Genomic DNA, 19,597 nt, shown 5'->3' on the forward strand with positions numbered 1-19,597 from the left:
TTTAGAGAGAGGATAGTGTATGTTGAAGTTATTCCAACCGGCTCCGGTTATCGATCCGCTTCCCAAAGAACGGGTGGACAAGGAGTATAAGAAGTTAAGATTACAGGTCTTTCTCGGTATATTTATCGGGTATGCAGGTTATTATCTGGTACGTAAAAATTTTTCGATTGCCATGCCTGCACTCGAACAGATGGGTTTCGATAAGGCCGATTTAGGTTGGGCTTTGTCTGCCGTTTCGATAGCTTATGGTATCAGTAAGTTCGTGATGGGTACAGTTTCCGACCATAGCAATGCTCGTGTGTTCATACCTTTGGGATTGATAGCTTCGGCAGTGATTATGACTGTTATGGGTCTTATCCCGTGGACGGTCAGTTCGCTTTCTATCATGCTTATGTTCTGCATCTTATTTGTAAATGGTTGGGTGCAAGGTATGGGTTGGCCTCCGTGTGGCCGGGTGATGGTTCACTGGTTTTCTGTCCGGGAACGAGGCGTAAAGATGTCTATATGGAATATCGCTCATAATGTCGGTGGAGCTCTTATGGCTCCTTTGGCGGTTTTCGGTATTACCATTTTCGGAGTCTGGGGCGGAGCCTTCTATTTCCCGGCTATGGTTGCCGTAGTCATTGCTGTGATTGCCTATTTACTGGTGCGTGATACGCCTCAATCCTGTGGATTACCGCCTATCGAACTGTATAAGCCGGAAGAGTGTACTCAGGCATATTCCTCCGAACAGGAAAAGGAACTCTCTACCAAAGATATTCTGTTCGGGCATGTTTTCAATAATAAGCTTTTGTGGATTATCGCTTTTGCCAATGCGTTTATCTATTTTGTACGTTATGGTGTGTTAGATTGGGCGCCGATGTATCTCGAACAGGTGAAGCACATGGATTTGGCGAATAGCAGTTGGTCTTATTTTGCGTTCGAAATAGCCGGTATTTTCGGAACTATACTTTGCGGTTGGCTTTCCGATAAAGTTTTTAGAGGCCGTCGTGCTCCGGTTACTATTATTTATATGTTGCTGGTCATGCTGGCGGTTTATGTTTATTGGAATAGCGCTTCGGCGATGGTAACCAACGTAGCTATGGCCGCGATAGGATTTCTCATCTACGGCCCGGTAATGTTGATAGGAGTTTCGGCTTTGGATTTGGTTCCTAAAAAAGCGGCTGGTACGGCTGCCGGTTTCACGGGGTTGTTCGGCTATTTGCTGGGATCGGCCGTGTTTGCCAATATCGGTATGGGATACATTTTCGAGCATTTCGGTTGGGACGGAGGGTTTATTCTGTTGCTATCCGCTTGTGCCGTAACTGTTGTGTTAATGTTGTTTTGTAAAGAGAATCGGTTGTAAATAGTTAAAAGATAGTTTGTTAAAGGAATGAATTTTTCATTCCTTATAATAATATATAGAAACTTCTAATTTAATAAGAACCATAAATCAAAAAAATTATGAATTTACTAACGAACACACTGCACAGGAGATGGTCTTGTTTACTCTTGATTATCGCCTTTATGTCTGGTTTCCAGATGTTCGCACAGTCCGTAGGAGCCAGTAATCAGTTGACTGGTAGGGTCTTAGATGAATATGACCAACCGATTATCGGGGCTGTTGTTAAAGTTTCGGGTACCTCTATCGGTCGTTCGACCGATGCCGACGGTGCTTTTACTGTGAAAGACATACCTGCCAATGCAACGTTGGAGGTTTCGTATGTCGGTTATGAAAAACAGAGTATTCCTGTCAACGGGAAAAACTTTGTTCTGGTTAAATTAAAAGAATCCAATCAATTACTGAATGAAGTGGTTGTAGTGGGGTATGGTACGCAGAAAAAAGTCAATTTGACCGGAGCTGTGGGAACCATCAGTGCCAAAGAAATCAATGCTCGTCCGGTAAGTAACGTCGCCATGGCATTGCAGGGAGCCGATCCTTCGATGAACTTGAAGATGTCTTCCGGGCGTTCCAGTAGCGGATATGATTTGAATATTCGCGGTGAATCGTCTATATCGACGTCAAACACACCGCTGATTATGGTCGATGGAGTAGTGACCGAGCTGAATATGGTCAATCCCAACGATATCGAGTCGGTTTCTATTTTGAAAGATGCTTCGGCAGCTTCTATTTACGGTGCGACGGCTTCGAAGGGTGTGATTTTGATTACCACTAAGACAGGCTCGGATGCTGCCGGAAAGGCCAGTATAAGTTTTAACGGACGTTTCGGTTGGTCGCAAAACACGACATCGACCGATTATATGACCACGGGCTACGATCAGGTAAGTTTGGTCGATAAGGCCTATTATTCGCAATATGCGACCAATTTTACCAACTATACCGAAGAGGAAATGCAAATGCTGTATGAGCGTCGCAACGACAAGACCGAGCATCCCGATCGTCCGTGGATCGTTTTGCAGGACGACGGTTCGTATCGCTATTATGCCAACTTCGACTGGTACAACTATCTGTTCCGTAAAACTCGTCCCCAACAGGAATATAATCTTTCGGTGAGAGGCGGTAACGATAAGGTGAAATATTATGTGAGCGGTCGTTATAATCGTGAGGAGGGTATTTTCAATATCAACCCAGATACTTATGACACTTATTCTACAAGAGCGAAACTCGATGTGAAAATCAAGCCGTGGTTGCGCTATTCGACCAATATGAACTTTTTCTCCTCTTCTTATAAATACAGCGGTTTGTCGACCATAGACAATACGTTGATGGAGGTGGATAAAACCTTGATGTCATCGTGGCCAGCCAAGACTCCCGAAGGTAAGGCTATTTATGCCGAGACGCATGCCAATACTACCATTAATGGAACTCCTCCCTATTTGGTGGATAATCGCGCGCGCCATGCTAACAATCAAAAGTATATAATTATAGGAAACCGTTTCGATATCGATATTTTCAAGGATTTGGTATTGACGGTAGATTATAGCTACAAATTTCGTGGCCGTTTGAATAAAGTTCGGAACCATAATTTGCACTATTCCAATAAACAGGGTGAGGAAAAAACGATTATTACCGGTAACTTCAAGGATTATTATCGGGAAAATCATTATGAGACGAACGAGCATAACTTGAATGTGTATGGAACTTATACCCACACATGGAACAAGGCGCATAATTTTACGGCATTGGCCGGTTATCAATATCGAGGTGCACGAGATACTCATCTGAAGTTGGAGCAGTTGAATCTGTTGAGTGAGAATTTATCGAGTTTTGCCAATGCGACGGGTGAGATAACCCGTAGTCAGTCAATCTCCGAATGGCGTAACAGCGGCTTTTTCGGTCGGGTGAACTACGATTATAAGAGCCGTTATCTGTTGGAAGTGAGCGCCCGTTACGATGGCACTTCCCGTTTTCGCAGCGATCACCGTTGGGTGTTCGTGCCTTCTGCTTCCGCCGGTTGGCGTATCAGCGAGGAGAATTTTTGGGAACCTATCAGAGACGTAGTGGATAATACGAAAATACGTCTTTCTTATGGTAAATTGGCCAATCAGCATGGTGTCGATGAGTATGCTTATTTAGAGGAGATCAATACAGGTGGAACCTTGAATTATACGCTCGATGGGACGAGCAAATTGCAATATGCTTATCCAAGCAATCCTAAGACCAGTTATCTTACATGGGAGACGATCGCTACGTGGAATATAGGTTTGGATATGTCGTTCCTCAATAGCCGATTGAATTTTACAGGCGACTATTTTATCCGGGATACCGAGGGTATGTTGGCTAAGTCGTATGTGTTGCCGAGTGTTTTCGGTGCTAAGGAACCCAAAGAAAATTGTGCCGATTTGCGCACTAAGGGTTGGGAGCTTTCATTGAACTGGAACGATTCGTTCGCTTTGATGGGGAAACGGTTTAATTATACGGTGTCGGCCTCTTTGGGCGATAACAAAACGGTGATTACGAAGTATAACAATCCTGAAAAATTGCTTACTGACTATTATGAAGGTATGGTTTTGGGTGAAATTTGGGGCTATCGGGTAGACGGGCTGTTTACCTCGGACGAGGAGGCTACTGAATATACCTCGAAAATCAATCAAGATTTCGTAAACGCCCGTATTTTGTCGGATAAAGTGGATCCTTATTATCGTGCCGGCGATTTGAAATTCCGTGATTTGGACAATAATAATGTGATCAATAAAGGTGATGATACAGTATATGATCCGGGTGATAGAGAGATTATCGGTAACGAGACACCTCGTTATAATTATAGTTTTCGTTTAGGGGCCGACTGGAACGGTTTCGATTTAGGTATCTTCTTCCAGGGGGTAGGTAAAAGAGATTGGTATCCCAATCATCTTTCCACCGGTTTCTGGGGACCTTATTCCCGGGCATTCACGAGTTTTATTCCCGAGAACTTTATGGATCAATGCTGGTCCGAAGAGAATCCCGGAGGGTATTTCCCCCGTTTTCGCGGTTACCAGACGTTCAAAGACAGTCAATTAGGAGTGAATAATGACCGCTACTTGCAAAATGCATCGTATATCCGGTTAAAGAATCTCACAGTGGGTTATACGTTGCCGGTTTTGAAAAAGGTCTTTACCAAACTGCGTGTTTATTTTACCGGTGAGAACCTTTGGTATTGGTCACCGATGAAAAAATATACCAAGTATATCGATCCGGAAGCTGCCGGAGGAAACGGTAACACGGGTATGGCTTATAACTATTCGAGAAATTTCTCGGTGGGTGTGGACATTACATTTTAACGATTAAAAACAGAACAACGATGAAAAAGTATTTATATATATTCTGTACGTTGACCGGGGCTGCTTTGATGGGTTGTACCGATTTGGACTTGATCCCCGAGGATACGATGGCTCCCGAAAATTATTTTTCGAGCGAAGAGGAGCTGCGTCTGTGGACGAACGCTTATTATGGCATGCTTCCCGGAGCCGATGCCCTGAATGATATTTGTGCTGACGATGTCATCAAAAATATCTTGGATAACGAGATTTTAGGCAATCGTACTCCCGGTACCGAAAAAGCATGGGATTGGGAGGATTTACGTGTCATAAATACGTATTTCCAATGGTGTAAAAATTGTGACGATGTAAACGCGCGTAATCATTATGATGGCTTTTCCCATTTTATGCGCGCTTACTTCTATTTTACGAAAGTGCAGCGTTACGGCGATGTGCCTTATTACGACGAAGTAATCGGGTCGAAGGATAATGAGCTGTTGTATAAACCCCGTGATTCTCGTAAATATGTGATGCAAAAGGTAATGGAAGATCTGGACCAAGCGATATTTATGTTGCCCGAGACGAAGACTCCGTATGAAGTGAACAAATGGACGGCTTTGGCATTGAAATCCCGCGCTGCATTGTTCGAAGGAACGTTTCGTAAATATCACAATTTAGGTGATTGGGAGGAAATGCTGAAACAATCGGCTGCCGCTTCGTTGGAATTGATTCAAAAAGGAGGATTCTCGCTTTATAAGACAGGTTCTACCCCGTATCGCGATTTGTTCGCTCGTCTCGATGCTCCTGCCGAGGAAATCATCTTGGGACGTCGTTATAGTACAGAGCTTTCTATCTTGCATAATTCTCAGTGCAATTCGATGACAGGTAATCAACGGGTATCGTTCACCAAACGTTTCGTAGATCATTATTTGATGGCCGACGGTTCTCGTTACACCGATAAACCCGGGCATGAGAAGAATGAGTTCGTAGCCGAAGTGACCGGTCGCGACCCCCGTTTGTCTCAAACGATTCTGACTCCCGGTTATGTACAGAAAGGCACGACGAAGGAGATGATCAATACCTTGTCTAAATATACGTTGACCGGTTATCAATACATCAAATATGTGATGGAGCCGCAATACGACCAATCCAACAAATCGCCGATGTATTTCCCGTTGTTCCGTTTGGCGGAAGTTTATCTGAATTATGCCGAAGCTAAGGCCGAATTGGGAACGTTGACGCAGGACGATTTGGATATTTCGGTCAATCTGTTACGTGACCGGGCAGGAATGGAAGATGCTCATATCGATATGGACGAGGCGAATGCCAATCCTGATCCCTATTTGATGGCCGATGTGACCGGTTATCCCAATGTGACGAAAAGTGCGATGACCGGTGTGATTTTGGAAATACGTCGCGAACGCACGGTAGAGCTTTGTCTCGAAGGTTTCCGTTTGTTCGATATGATTCGTTGGAAAGAGGGTAAACAGCTTACCAACGAGTATCATGGTGTCTATTTCCCCGGAGAAGGTAAGTACGACTTGAACGGAGACGGAAAGAAGGAAACCGCTATTTACAAGGATCAGGCTCCGTCGGGTTTGGGATTGACCAAATACAAATTGGGTGTGGATTTCTTCCTGACCAACGACACCGAGGGATATATGTGGCCTCACAAAGATGTGAAACGGATTTGGAATGAGGAACGTGATTATCTGTGGCCGATACCGACCGACGAACGTACATTGAATCATAGCTTGACTCAAAACCCGGGTTGGGAAGACGGCTTGTCTTATTAAACTATTTTGGGGAGAATGGAGGTGACTATCTCTGTTCTCCTCGCTAAAATTAAATATTTACCAATAATCTAATCTAAAAAAAGTAGTTATGAAAAGAAAATTGACTTCTTGCCTGCTTGTTGCAGGGTTTATGTTGGCGACAGCGCCCAGCGTGTTGGCCGAAACGTATTTTATAAAAGTTGATGGTTCCGATGGAACAGACGGTTCTTCTTGGGAACAAGCCATTAGTTATGACTATTTTGCCGAGAATATGGAACAAGGAAATTTTGCCGATGGCGATGTCTTTTGTTTTGCCGGTGGAGTGTATAAATTGTCCTCTCCCGATTTCGACAAATATTTAGCTATTAATCGAAGTGTGACTCTTTTGGGAGGTTTTGACCCTGCCAGTACGGGTACGAATACAGATATTACGTATCCTTCTCCTTATGAAACTGTCATTTCAGGGGCTATCGAGAGCGATGTGGCAGCTGTTCCCGGTAACCGTACTCACTTGTGGTATATACAGAATGCATCGTTTACTCCTACGGATACCGTAAGGATTCGATTGGACGTTACTGTAAAAGGATTTACATTCAAACACGCTTTCCGTAACTACGATAGTGCCAGCAGTTATAAAGGGGCGGTGATGGTGTTTGACACCGATTTGGATATGCAGTGGTGTAAATTCATTCAGAATGGAGCTGCCTATGTGGGGCCTTCTGGTCTTGATGTAATAGCTTCTCATGCTAATGTGTCAGATTGTGTATTTTCGGAAAATTTCTCGGGAGAAAAAGGTGCAGCGTTAGGTATGTTCACGGTTTCTGGCTATGCAGAGAAAGAATATAAAACGACAGCGGTTGTGCAACGATGTCAGTTTACCGATAATTATTTTACGACTGAGTATTATCCGGAAGATAAATACGGTGAAGATGGCAAACCGGCTTATACCAATAAACTTCGCGGATCGGCGATCTTTTTGGGTAGCAGTGACGAGCGTGTCCGCCTCTATTTGGTGAACAGTTTGGTTGCCGATAACTATACCGAAGGATTCGGTGTCATAATGGGCTACCCCGGAACGACGATGTGTATGATTTCCAATACGATTGCTAATAAAGATTATACCGCTGAACAAGAAGCTCGTACGGTTGGTAGTAATAACAATGGCACTAAGGATGTCGGTCGCGGTTTGGGTGTGATGAGTTATGGCGGTTTCAATTATATGGCGAATAATTACGTTGTAAACGGTGTTTTGGGCGAAGCAGCTCCTTCGAATACAGCTATATTGTTGAGCCGTAATAGTCCTGCTCGTCCGGGTACATGGAACAGTGGCGGTTATAATATTTCGGGTACGGCATGGTATTGTACCTCTTGGACTACCCCGAGAGATCGTACGCAAACTCCCGAAATTCAAAAGACGTCACTTTTGTATTTGAAAGATAACGATGCAGAAACATATACCTATGCCGATGTATTCGGAGAGACTACTTTCGGTGATAATGGAGGCAATACACAAACGCTGGTTCCGACGACCCGTATGTCGAGTTTGACTCTCGATGAACTGAACGCTTTAAAAACCGAATGGAGCTTGCCGGAGAATATCGATTTGACTGTCGATCAACGCGGTTACAAACGCGCTGCCACTACTTGTGTGGGAGCTTATGACGGTGATGCTACATCGGGTATTACAGATCTGACGAATGTTAGCAAGGTTTCGGTAAACACGCTGGGTAATGGTATATTCCAAGTGAATGGGGCAGATACCGACGTGACGGTTTACAATTTGAGCGGTAATGTCGTGAAAGTTGTACCGGCCAATGAAGTAATCGATTTGTCCTCTGCTGCTAAGGGAGTTTATATTATGACCGTGGGCGGACAGGCATTCAAAGTGATTAAATAACATCTCAATTAAGTAGTTTTTTCATCTGGTATGCTGCCGGAGTTCTTTCCGGCAGCATATTTTCACATTCTCATTACCTTTTTTCTTAATAATAAGTTTGATGTCGTACTATGAAATTGAAAATTTATTTATGGTTGGTTTTATGGTTAACGGTATGCAATTCATATGCTTCCGTTACGTGGAAAGTTTGGAATACGGACTATCGGGTAGATACTACGTTTCATGCTAAAATAGGTCCCGGGACTACGCAGACATCGTTGTTATTGACAGGGCCCGATACGACATTGACGGTTTTTTATTTGACGGTAGATCTTACCGATCCTTATGTGGATATAAGAACAGTGTGCGCTACGGATCATTTAGCCGGTGCTCAAACTGTTACACAGATGGCGGAAAGTCATAGTGTGGAGGGCGAAAGTTTTTATTTTGCGGGAATCAACGGTGGTTTTTTTGCGATGTCGGGGACCGCGAACGACGGAAAAACCAGTATTGTCGGTAGGCCGCATCATGCGTCGGTCGCCGAAGGTGAAATTTATAGGACATCTACATCGGCGATATGCCGTCATTTTGGAATTACGTCCGATAAAGTACCGTACCTTAGCAATGCTTCGGTCGATTTTACCGGGACGATTACTACGGCTACCGATTCGTATGAGATATCGGGAGTAAATGTTAACGCCGGAAACAATAAAATTATTCTCTATACCGATAAAATGCCGGGGCAAGTGACGCAGGTGACGGGCAGTTCTTTCCCGATGTATTATGAGGTCGCGTTGATGCCGAAAGCAGGAGAACGCTTAGTGCCCGGGAAGCCTTGTAAGATGACCGTGAAAGGTGCATGGGCGAGAGGAACCAATATGGTGATTCCCGACGGTGGGTACGTAATTAGCGGAAAAGGCTTGGCAGGGCCTTTTATTCAAAGTTTGAATGATGGGGACGAAGTAGAGGTGAATTTACCGATGTCGTTTGATGGCGAGACCGTTATGGTGGAGCATCTGACTACCGGTAATCCCAAGATATTGGGAAACGGGGAGGTATTGAATACGGAAGGGGAGCGAGCTGATGCCATAGAGTGGCATCCCCGTACTTCAATTGGGTACAGTAAGGATAAGAAGAATTTGATTATGTTGGTCTGCGATGGTCGTACCGAAATTTCGCGAGGCGTTCGTACCCGGGAATTAGCCGACTTGATGCGATATGCCGGAGCCGATGAGGCACTGAATTTAGATGGAGGAGGTTCGAGCACATTGTATACCAGTATGTTGGGGGTAAGGAACTATCCCAGTTCGAAAGGTGTGCAGCGTAAGGTCGGCGATGGTGTATTCGTGGTTTCCACAGCGCCTGCATCTTCGTTTGTCGGGGGAATAGATTTTGCGACACCTCCGCATGTCATATCCAAAGGAGAGGAATATAGTCCGACTGTTTACGGGTATAATGCCTATGGACTGTTGATAAATACGGAAATGTCTAATTATACGATTACTTGTGACGAACGGATAGGATATGTAAAAGCCGATGGTAAGACTTTTGTTGCCGACGGTATAGGTTTGGGTAAAATTTATGCTCGTACACCGGCCGGATATACTTGTGAAATGGAGGTCGTGGTGAAAGAGGATATAGATAATATCGTTTTCAGATTGGATTCGATTGTGAGCGATTGTCATTATGAGTATCCGGTGGAAGTGTCGATGACGAAAAGTACCGGCGAGGTAGTGCCTCTTAATCCGAGTGCGCTTTCGTGGAGCAGTTCGGACGAGCATGTAGCTTTTGTGGAGAATGGCGTTTTGAAAGGCTTGCAAAACGGAATGGCCGAGATATGTGGCTCTATATCGGGGGTGTCGGATACTCTGAAAGTGAAAGTGCAGGAGCCCTCGAAACATGTATTGAATATAAATGACGGAACTCCCGATTGGCTGAAAGTTTCTTTCACAACCTCGGCCGGGTTTAAAAATACGTCGGTAACTAATTCCGAGAAAGAGGGGTTACAAATATCGTTTTTATATAACAGTACTTCGGCGAAAACGATTTCTTTGGCAGGGGATATTCCTCTGTATAGTCTGCCCGATACATTACGGATTCATATAAATCCGGGAGAAGCGAAGGTTAAGACGTTTTCTTGTACATTGAAACTTCCGTCGAAAAAGACAGTCGCAGTTGATTTACCGATTCCCGAAGCGAATAAAGAGAATATATGCGATATAGCTTTCCCCGATGTTTTGGGCGATGTTTTCGATATCGCGAATTATCCATTGGTGCTCTCGCATTTTACATTGGGTATGGATATAAATACGTTGGGGCAAAATTATCGGATAGATATTCCGGCCGTGGAATTGGTTTATAATTATTATAATGAAAATGCTTCGGACGTTCAAACGGTAGAAGGTAAGTCTTTGGATTTGTCTGTATCGGGACGGACGATATTGCTGGGTAAGGCGGTTGATCGGGTCGAGTTGTATAATGTTTCGGGGTGTTTGATCTCTTTGACCGAAAACAGCAACCATATATCGGCTCCGGGAATAGGTATGTATATAATGAGGATAGTGACCGAAGGCAAAGTGTTCTCGCAAAAAATATGGATAAACAGATAGTTATTTTGAATATGAAAAGCAGATTTTTATTATCGGTGGTATTCTTTGGCATGATAGCCGGGCTTTCGGCTTCGCCTGTGTATAGAATGGGGTCGTATAATATCCGAGGGGAGAATGCGGCCGATACGGGAGATAAAGATTGGAATGTGCGGAAAGAATATGTGGTTAGAAATATTGTGGAGCATGATTTCGATGTGGTGGGCTTGCAAGAGAACAGCATCAAGATGTTGCCTCAATTGGAGGAATTGTTGGGCGACGATTATGCGACTCATTCTTGGGGAGCGATTTCCGAGACGAGCGGTACGCATACGACTATCGTATACAAGGCCGGGAAGTTTACTTTGCTGGATAAGGGTCAATATTTCTTGACATCGAACCCTGCGGCTCCGGATTTGTCGTGGGATACGGCGGTACGCCGAAATACCGTGTGGGTGAAATTACAGGACAAGACGACCGGCGATGTATTTTTCTATTTCTCCACGCACCTCGACCATAAGGGCGTGCTTGCACGTGCCGAAGGGGCGCGGATCAATGTGCAGAAAATGCAGGAAATAGCAGACGGTTATCCCGCTATTATCGTGGGTGACTTCAATGCCTACTATGCGGAGAAAGCGATGTATAACACATTCAATGCTTATTTAGACGATAGTCGCAAGGTGACGCAGACGGCTCCGGTTGGACCGGGTACTACGTTTGCACAGTGGAATCCTGCCGTTACGGGTGGAGAACCCATAGACTATGTGTTTTGCGATCGGGTGAATGTGCTTTCTTACGAGACGATTACAGAAGACTTCGGGAGAGGGATTACGCCTTCCGATCATTTACCCATTTTGATTACTTGCACATTTAAAGATAATTTGGAGCGGGGCAAGTGGTATGTGAGCACGACTCCGTCGGCTGTTCCCGATGGTTCGAAAAACGCCCCGTTCAATAATTTGCAGGAGGCTATCGATGTCGCTTCGAAACACGATACTATTTTTATGACAGAAGGCGTTTTCTATCCGGTGGAAACATCGTCGCATGCAGGTCGGCAAGCGACGGTAAACGTGTATAAGAGCGTTCGTATTCATGGCGGATATGACGAGAGTTTCTCTTCGGTAGTCGGGAAAACGGAACTGTCGGGAGATTTGAACCGGAACGATGTGACCGATGAGTCGGGTCGTATTGCATCGGGTGCGGAGGATAATGTCTATCATATAATGACCGTTGCCGATTCTTGTTTTGTGGAACTCGACGGTTTGAAGTTGACCGGGGGATATGCCGATGTGACAGGCTTCAATAGCGGAGCCGCTATTTATTCGAAAGGAATAGACCTCATTTTGAAAGATGTGGAGTTGTGTGATAATTATGCTTTGGCGTATGGAGGTGCTATATATTCCGGGGGAAATTTGAATATAAATCGGACGATGTTTGCTCGAAATCAATCCGGTTCTCAGGGTGGAGCATTTTATTTGGCTTCTCCGGGTTGGCGGTCGCATATATCTGATTCCTATTTCGTGCAGAATCGAGCGACACAAGGTAGTTCGGGATATTCGGACGGTGTGATTTTTTCCTTGTTGTCGGGGAATACGATAGCCGATAATGTCAGTAGTCGGAACGGGGTTTATACGCAGATGGGCGAGTCGGAGTATATGGTAAGTACATTTGTCAATAATACATTCGTCAATAATCGGTTGACTGCGAAAAGCAGTTCGCTTTCCGATAAAACCAATGGAGGTAGCGCTATTTATTTTAAGTCGGGGTCGGGAAGTTTGAATTTGGTGAATAATACGATTGTCGGCAATACCGATTCGTGTTATACGACGAGCGGCGTTCCTTCGGTCAATTTCAACGGTTCTGCCGTACATGTGATTTCGGGAAAGGTGAGATTGGTAAATAACATAATCGCCGGTAATTTTTCTTCGGCTGCCGCTGCGGGGGAAGTCTATTTAGGAGAGTCGGCCTCCTTGCAAAACTCTACATATAATTTGTATGGTGGAGCAGATAGAATGAATATTACGGCAAAATCTACCGATATGGTATGTCGCAATTATGACCGTTGTGTACAGGATTTGCAGAAAGTGTTGGATAGTGAAATCGTCGATGGAAAATTATCCTTGCTGTTATTCGATAATGGGGGATTTGCACCTACTGTAAAAGTGAAGTCCGTTGCATGCGGAAATAATAACCTGAATGTATTGAGTGCTGCTGCTCTGAGGGAATCTACTTTCTATATCGACATAAACGATAATGGAGTTTATACGGATAATCTGGCTGTCGATGGGAGAGGCGTAATACGCAATACTACCGGCTCTATGATAGGTGCTTATGAATATACCGGAGAGTCGGGCATGGAACCTAATGTACAACAGAATTCGATAAGAGTTTTTGTTTCGGAAGATAACCTTTATGTTATTTCTGATAGTTTTACAGTTGGATATACAATATATAATCTGTCGGGGAGTTTGCAAATGAAAGGAGAGGCGGTTTCGGGTCGACCTGTCGATGTGTCGATTTTGCCAGCCGGTGTTTATATGGTGGAAACCAACGATAGGTCGGGTGGTATAGAATTTACCAAAGTGTTGAAAAATAATTAATTGAAGTATATTATGATAAAGTTAGGCAGAGATTATTGGAGCAAACTTTTATTGATAGGTTTGATATTCGGTTTTGTAGCTTGCGGATCGAAAGACGAACCTTCGAAAGAGGGTGATAATACCCCTTCGTTCCCGGTTACGACCGATACGACTTCGGTTTTGGTGAAGAAAATATTGAGTCGTACCGATTTGGTGGTGAAAGTAAACCGGGTGACGACAGAGGAGCGGTATCCGGGATTGGTATTTTCCGAGATTGACTTTCACACGGCTAAGGCTCGCCAGCATGCTTATGTGGCGGAAGTCGACGTGAATAAATTGACTATTGCGACGACTACACCGTTCGGTGAAGTGAATACCATGCCGACAAAAGTCAATACGATTCCCGAACAGACGAAGTATCTCGAAAATTCGGGACGCCGGGTACATGTTGCCGTGAACGGTGGTTTTTGGGTGTATGAAAAAGACTCGAAAGGTGAAACGACTTTAATTAAACCGAAACATCTTTTTTGGAAAGACGGATATCCGTTGAGCGATTGGTGGCAAGATCCCAATCATGAATTTACGGTCTATATGACAAAAGACGGAAAGGTGGATATCGATATTGCCAGCAATGTTATCAAACATAAAGCCGATATTTATCAAGCATTGGGCGGTTTGGGCTGTTTGATTAAACGAGGTGTATTTAATGACGGGATCAGCAGTATAGGTACATATTTGTGCGATACACACCCCCGTACGGCAATAGGACTGTCGGAAGACAAACAAACGTTGTACGTCGTGGTGGTAGATGGCCGGCGAACGAATTATGCCGAGGGTTTGGATATTTACGAATTGGCCGATTTTATGTGGGGAATAGGTAGCTATGATGCCGTGAATTATGACGGGGGAGGTTCCTCGACAATGGTTTTGCGGGACGAAGATGAAAAGGCGAAGGCTTCGTTTATTGTTCGTAATCGTCCTTCCGATGGTTCTCCCAGAGCTGTCGGGAATGGATTGGCTATCGTAGAGAAAGACTGAATGTGATACCGTATGAAAATATCGATTCATGTGAAGAGTTTGAATATCTGTGTATAGAGGTGTGAAAATAAATTTTGTGAGCCGAAACAAATTTTTTTGTTTCGGCTTTTGTTTGCGTTATCTTTGTGCCAAATAATAAACGTATGTCTGAATTGCTATGTAAGGTTCTATTTATCGATTTGGACGATACAATATGGGATTTCAGGGCAAATTCCGTGTTGTCTTTGCGGCAAGTTTACGATGAGTTTGCATTGAAAAAAGAGATTCCCGATTATGACCGATTCAAGTCGTTGTATATGGCGACGAATCACGAATTGTGGGAGTTGTATCATCACAATCGGATAACGAAAGATTATTTGATAGTCGAGCGGTTTTCTCGTCCGCTTCGGCATGCAGGTAGTAAAATGTCCGAGGATAAGGAGTTTATCATGGCCTTGAACGATCGCTACCTCGATGTATTGTCCCAGCAGAAGACATTGGTTCCGGGAGCGGTCGAATTGTTGGATTATCTTACGGAAAGAGGCTATCCCTTGTATATATTGAGCAACGGTTTTGCCGAGGTTCAATCCCGTAAATTGGAGTCGGGTGGTATTTCTCATTATTTCAAACGATTGATTCTTTCCGATGAAATAGGTATTACCAAACCCGACCGGCGTTTGTTCGACTATGCTTTGCAGATTGTGGGGGCAGAGGCTTCGGAAACATTGATTGTCGGCGATAATTACGATGCCGATATATTGGGAGCCATGAATGCCGGCTGGAAGACTATTTATTTTAACAGGGATAATCTCGTTATTCCCGGAGCCCGACCCGATTATACCGCTACTTCCCTTTCTGAAATAAAACAAATTTTATGACCGATTGCCAGAATCCATAAAGATGAAATTCTTTCACTGTTTTTCAACGGATAAAACCGCTTCGATGGAGTCTTTCGCCCGGCTCTTGATTGCGATACCTTTGGTCAGTTATGTGCTGGCCGTGTTATCTTTATGGGTAGGTTTGCAAATAAATAGTTTTATTTTTCCGATTGCTGTATGTATATCGGTTTTATGGGAGTGTTCCGATAAGAGAATCCGGGGATGCGTGAGGTGGACCACGACTGTTGCCGTGCTTGTCGTACTGTCGGTTACTCTTGGGTTATCCGCTTGTATTTACGATCGGTCGTTCGACGGTCAATGGTATCATGCTTGTACGATTCGGGAGTTGGTGAACGGGTGGAACCCGATCTATTCTTCTGCGTGCAGCCCTACTCCTATCGATGGGTATACTGTTTTATGGGTAGAGCATTATCCAAGAGGAATCGAAACAATCGCAGCTACGATTGTTTCCTGTATGGGGAATCTGGATGCCGGTAAAGCATTGAATTTATGGTTCGTATTTTCTTCCATAGTATATATCTATTTATTCTTATGTTATTGTTTGCCGACGATGAATAAATATTTATGCATATGGATTGCTTTGGTGGTTGCTCTCAATCCGGTCGTGATTAATCAGATGTGTACCTATTATATAGATTGGACCCTTTATACGCTTTTGGTTATTTTTCTTATTAACATGTATCTCTTTTTTGTGAAAGGGATACAAAGGGCTTTGCATATCGACTTATTGTTATTGTTCTTTATTCCAGCGATAAAATTCAATATTTTCTTTTGGGTCGTGTTGTGGGGAGGAATCTGTTTCTTTGCATTGTTGAGAAAAAGCCGTTATAAACATTCCTTTCGATTGACTGCGGTATGTGCGGTCGTTGTTTTGTCAGGGATTGGTGTTGGTGCATACAATCCCTATCTGACTAATTGGAAAGAGCACGGTTCTCCTGTTTATCCTCTTTCGGGGAATGGTAAAGTCGATATTATGGATTGTCAGGTATTGCCGGCGATACGAGGAAAATCTAATGCCGAGGCGGCTTTAATATCGGTGGCTTCTAATCCTTCCGACGATATGCTGTCCGAAGACATACATGTGTTCGGGATTTCTAAAATCGATATTTTATCATCGGTCGCGTCTGATGTTCGAATCGGAGGATTCGGTATATTCTTTTTCGAAGCGATTTTGTTGTCTATCGTTTTGTTCGTTTGTACGGGGCATATTCGTCGTATGCGTTGGTATCTGTCGGTTCTTGTCGGGTTGCTCGTCTCATTGGTTATTCTTCCGTCGGGGTGGTGGGCTCGATATGTCGCCTTTTTCTATCTATTCCCGTTCGTTATGCTGTTTTATGCCGAACGGTTCGGGTTGAAAACCCGTTTCTCCCGTGGACTGCATATACTGATTCTTTCATTGCTTTCTGCCGACATTTTTATCTGTTTGTCTGGCTTAGCGGTCAAGAATATCGTGTATAAGGAAACGATAGATTATGTGTTGGAAAAGATGGAGTCTTCGCCGGGAGAGGCGAAGCTGTATACCCGGAACTACTCGTTTCTCGATAAATTGGAACGGCGTTCGATTCCATATAAATTATTCCCCGATACGGAAATGAAAGACAAGCTCGATATTCCTTGTCCTATTTATATGAATAGGACGGATTTCGATTTTGAAACCGACCAGCCGTGGATATTATCGCTCCGTCCTTCGTTTCAATTAAAGTGGAGCGATAATAATCGGTACGAGGGGCAAGACGAATGAGTTTCCGTCATGCGGGTTTAACTTGTTTTTTTGCTTTTTTTTCTTCCCAACTGAATGACCGGAGCTTGTCTTTCTCGGTTATGGTGCGTATAACCCGACAAGGATTTCCTCCGGCGATGACGTTGGACGGAATATCGTTTGTGACGACACTCCCGGCAGCAATGATACTATTGTCTCCTATGGTTACACCCGGAGTGATGGTAACTCCTCCGCAGATCCATACGTTATTCCCGACCGTAATAGGCCATGCGTATTCGAGCCATTCGTTTCGTCGCTCGACATCGGAGGGGTGACCTGCCGTATAGAAGCTCACGTTGGGGGCGATGAACACGTTGTCGCCTATGGTGATGGGAGCCTCGTCGAGCATAACGCAATTGTAGTTGGCAAAGAAATTTTTGCCCAAGTGAATGTTATGCCCATAGTCGCAAAAGAAAGGCGATATGATTATGAATTTTTCGGGTGTAGTACCGATGATTTCCCGAATGAGTTTTTCTCTTTCTTCTAATTGAGAGGGCCTCAGATGATTGAGTTCAAAAATTTTATCTCGGGTAGATAGCAATTGTTCGATTAGTTCGGGGATTACGGCATCATACAATTCCCCCTTTTCCATTTTCTCTTTTTCTGTCATATTTGTTTATTCTTCATTTATAAAATGAACTCCGTCTACTTTGGATAAACGTTTTTTTAAATTGTCCATCAGCGAACGGCGTATGCGTAGGGTCATCTCGCAATCCATATCGAATATTTGAGATACGATGGTGGGTCCTTCTTCCTTGACGATACGCATAACTTCGTTCATCAGAGGGTATTCGAATCCGAAATGTACCTCGTCTTCGACTTGCCGTTCGATTATTTCGTTCGCGGCAATGGCTTCGGAGGCGGCTTCGCGATAGGCGACGATTAGTCCGCTCGTGCCTAATTTTATTCCACCGAAGTATCGGACGACGACAATGAGAATATCGGTTAGTCCCGCCGAATTGATTTGTCCGAGGATAGGTTTTCCGGCCGTTCCCGAAGGTTCTCCGTTATCGTTCGAGCGAAAATCGGCTCGTTGGGGCCCGAGCATATACGCCCAGCAGACATGACGAGCATCGTAATACTCCTTTTGATATTTTTCGAGTTGCTTTTTGACGTCTTCCACCGATGAAACCGGTATGGCGAATGCAAGGAATTTACTCATCTTTTCTTTATAAATTCCTTCCGAGGTGCGCGATATGGTGAGGTAGGTATCGTCCATAAAAAAAGAGCTTACTTTAACGAACAAAAGTAAGCTCTTTTCTGCGAATACGCAAGTGTCAATATTTGTGTTCGTTGCTTTCCATTTCTTGGGCAGTGATAGGCTTGGCATCCATAGCTCGCCAGACGTAAACGATATAGGCGAGAACAAATGGGATAAGTAACGATACTATACTCATGGTTTTCAAGGTGAACAAGCTGGAAGAACTGTTGTAAATCGTCAGTGAGCTTTGCATGTCTACGGACGAGGGATAATAAGCCGTATGGTTATATCCGGCGATGAAAAACAGACTGAGAACTACTAAGATCGTTCCTATGCCCGAAAACCAGATTCCTTTTGTGAAGTGTTGACCGAAAACGGAACGGATAAGGGCGTATAACACCAAAACGACTCCTGTCAAAAACAGAATAGCGACCCACGGCATTTCCACGAAATTGAAGAAATATTTGTAGGGACGAACGGCGATAATGCCCGAATCGGTAGCTACTTCATAGCCGTCGGCCAACAGGGTCGCTGTAACGAACGACAGGAAGAGAATAACGAATAAAACGCCGTTGAATAATACTTGTTTCCGGGATTTCTCGAAAATGCTGTCGTTCTTGATATTGTTCATGAAATATAAGGCTCCTTGCGTACGGGCAAGAAATAGAACAGTAAATCCGAGCAAGAGATTACGGACATCGAGAATAGCTTCCAACCCGTGCCAATCGTTTGTCCAACTGCTGATAACCGGAGAGCCTATGGTTGTCAAGTTCCCTTTGTCGACGATAAAGTCCGACCCTGTAAAAAACGAGCCTACGGCTATACCTAATAATACGGGACCGACGATACCATTGATTAAAAGAAAGGTGTCGTAGGTCTTTTTCCCGAGGAAATTCCCGCTCTTTGAACGGTATTCGTATGATACGGCTTGTATGATAAAGCTGAACAGTATGGCCATCCATAACCAATAGGCTCCGCCGAAACTGGTCGAATAAAATAGAGGAAACGAGGCGAAGAACGCTCCTCCGAATACGACGAGGGTGGTGAACGTAAATTCCCATTTGCGGCCTAAGGAATTCACCATCATGCTTTTCTCGGTTTCGGTTCTACCCATGACTGCCAATAGGGATTGACCGCCTTGTACGAACAACAGGAATACCAATAATGCGCCTAACAGCGATATAAGAAACCACCAGTAGTTCTGGTAAAATAATTCATTCAGTTCCATA

12 protein-coding genes are annotated in these 19,597 nt (G+C 44.1%); 9 read left to right on the plus strand and 3 right to left on the minus strand.

The features are described from left to right. Window positions 1-19 precede the first annotated feature (19 nt). From glpT to NBH06_RS10810, 9 genes are all read left to right on the plus strand, one after another. Window positions 20-1,345 (plus strand): glycerol-3-phosphate transporter, encoded by a 1,326-nt coding sequence (gene glpT / locus NBH06_RS10770; RefSeq protein ID WP_250794278.1) that lies wholly within the window; start codon window positions 20-22, stop codon window positions 1,343-1,345. Between the two features lie 98 nt (window positions 1,346-1,443). After that, window positions 1,444-4,701: a SusC/RagA family TonB-linked outer membrane protein gene (locus NBH06_RS10775; RefSeq protein ID WP_250794280.1), complete on the plus strand. Its 3,258-nt coding sequence runs from the start codon at window positions 1,444-1,446 to the stop codon at window positions 4,699-4,701. 20 nt (window positions 4,702-4,721) lie between these two features. Further along, complete coding sequence (locus NBH06_RS10780) at window positions 4,722-6,473, plus strand: RagB/SusD family nutrient uptake outer membrane protein (RefSeq protein WP_155011987.1); 1,752 nt, start codon at window positions 4,722-4,724, stop codon at window positions 6,471-6,473. Window positions 6,474-6,561: 88 nt separating this feature from the next. Then, entirely contained in the window at window positions 6,562-8,349 is a 1,788-nt protein-coding gene (locus tag NBH06_RS10785; protein ID WP_155011988.1) for a T9SS type A sorting domain-containing protein, read from the plus strand. Window positions 8,350-8,459: 110 nt separating this feature from the next. Next, on the plus strand, window positions 8,460-10,937 hold the full coding sequence (locus NBH06_RS10790; protein ID WP_250794283.1) for a phosphodiester glycosidase family protein: 2,478 nt from the start codon (window positions 8,460-8,462) through the stop codon (window positions 10,935-10,937). Then, window positions 10,922-13,513, plus strand: coding sequence for an endonuclease/exonuclease/phosphatase family protein (locus NBH06_RS10795; protein WP_250794284.1), 2,592 nt, complete (start codon window positions 10,922-10,924; stop codon window positions 13,511-13,513). The genes NBH06_RS10790 and NBH06_RS10795 overlap by 16 nt, the downstream gene beginning before the upstream one ends. A 12-nt stretch (window positions 13,514-13,525) precedes the next feature. Next, window positions 13,526-14,530: a phosphodiester glycosidase family protein gene (locus NBH06_RS10800; protein ID WP_021891871.1), complete on the plus strand. Its 1,005-nt coding sequence runs from the start codon at window positions 13,526-13,528 to the stop codon at window positions 14,528-14,530. A 143-nt stretch (window positions 14,531-14,673) separates the two neighbouring features. After that, complete coding sequence (locus NBH06_RS10805; protein ID WP_250794285.1) at window positions 14,674-15,387, plus strand: YjjG family noncanonical pyrimidine nucleotidase; 714 nt, start codon at window positions 14,674-14,676, stop codon at window positions 15,385-15,387. 22 nt (window positions 15,388-15,409) lie between these two features. Further along, a complete protein-coding gene (locus tag NBH06_RS10810) occupies window positions 15,410-17,149 on the plus strand; it encodes a hypothetical protein (protein ID WP_250794286.1) in 1,740 nt (579 codons plus the stop codon). A gap of 7 nt (window positions 17,150-17,156) precedes the next feature. Here NBH06_RS10810 and NBH06_RS10815 read toward each other — a convergent pair whose 3' ends face one another. From NBH06_RS10815 to cydB, 3 genes are read right to left on the minus strand one after another with little or no spacing between them, the layout of a single operon-like run. Next, window positions 17,157-17,777, minus strand: coding sequence for a sugar O-acetyltransferase (locus NBH06_RS10815; protein ID WP_250794287.1), 621 nt, complete (start codon window positions 17,775-17,777; stop codon window positions 17,157-17,159). 6 nt (window positions 17,778-17,783) lie between these two features. After that, a complete protein-coding gene (locus NBH06_RS10820) occupies window positions 17,784-18,386 on the minus strand; it encodes an IMPACT family protein (protein WP_250794288.1) in 603 nt (200 codons plus the stop codon). A gap of 58 nt (window positions 18,387-18,444) precedes the next feature. Further along, window positions 18,445-19,596, minus strand: coding sequence for a cytochrome d ubiquinol oxidase subunit II (gene cydB, locus NBH06_RS10825; RefSeq protein WP_250794289.1), 1,152 nt, complete (start codon window positions 19,594-19,596; stop codon window positions 18,445-18,447). Window position 19,597 lies beyond the last annotated feature (1 nt).

The organism is Barnesiella sp. B2-R-119, from assembly GCF_023656675.1.
GTDB classification, from domain to species: Bacteria; Bacteroidota; Bacteroidia; order Bacteroidales; family Barnesiellaceae; genus Barnesiella; species Barnesiella intestinihominis.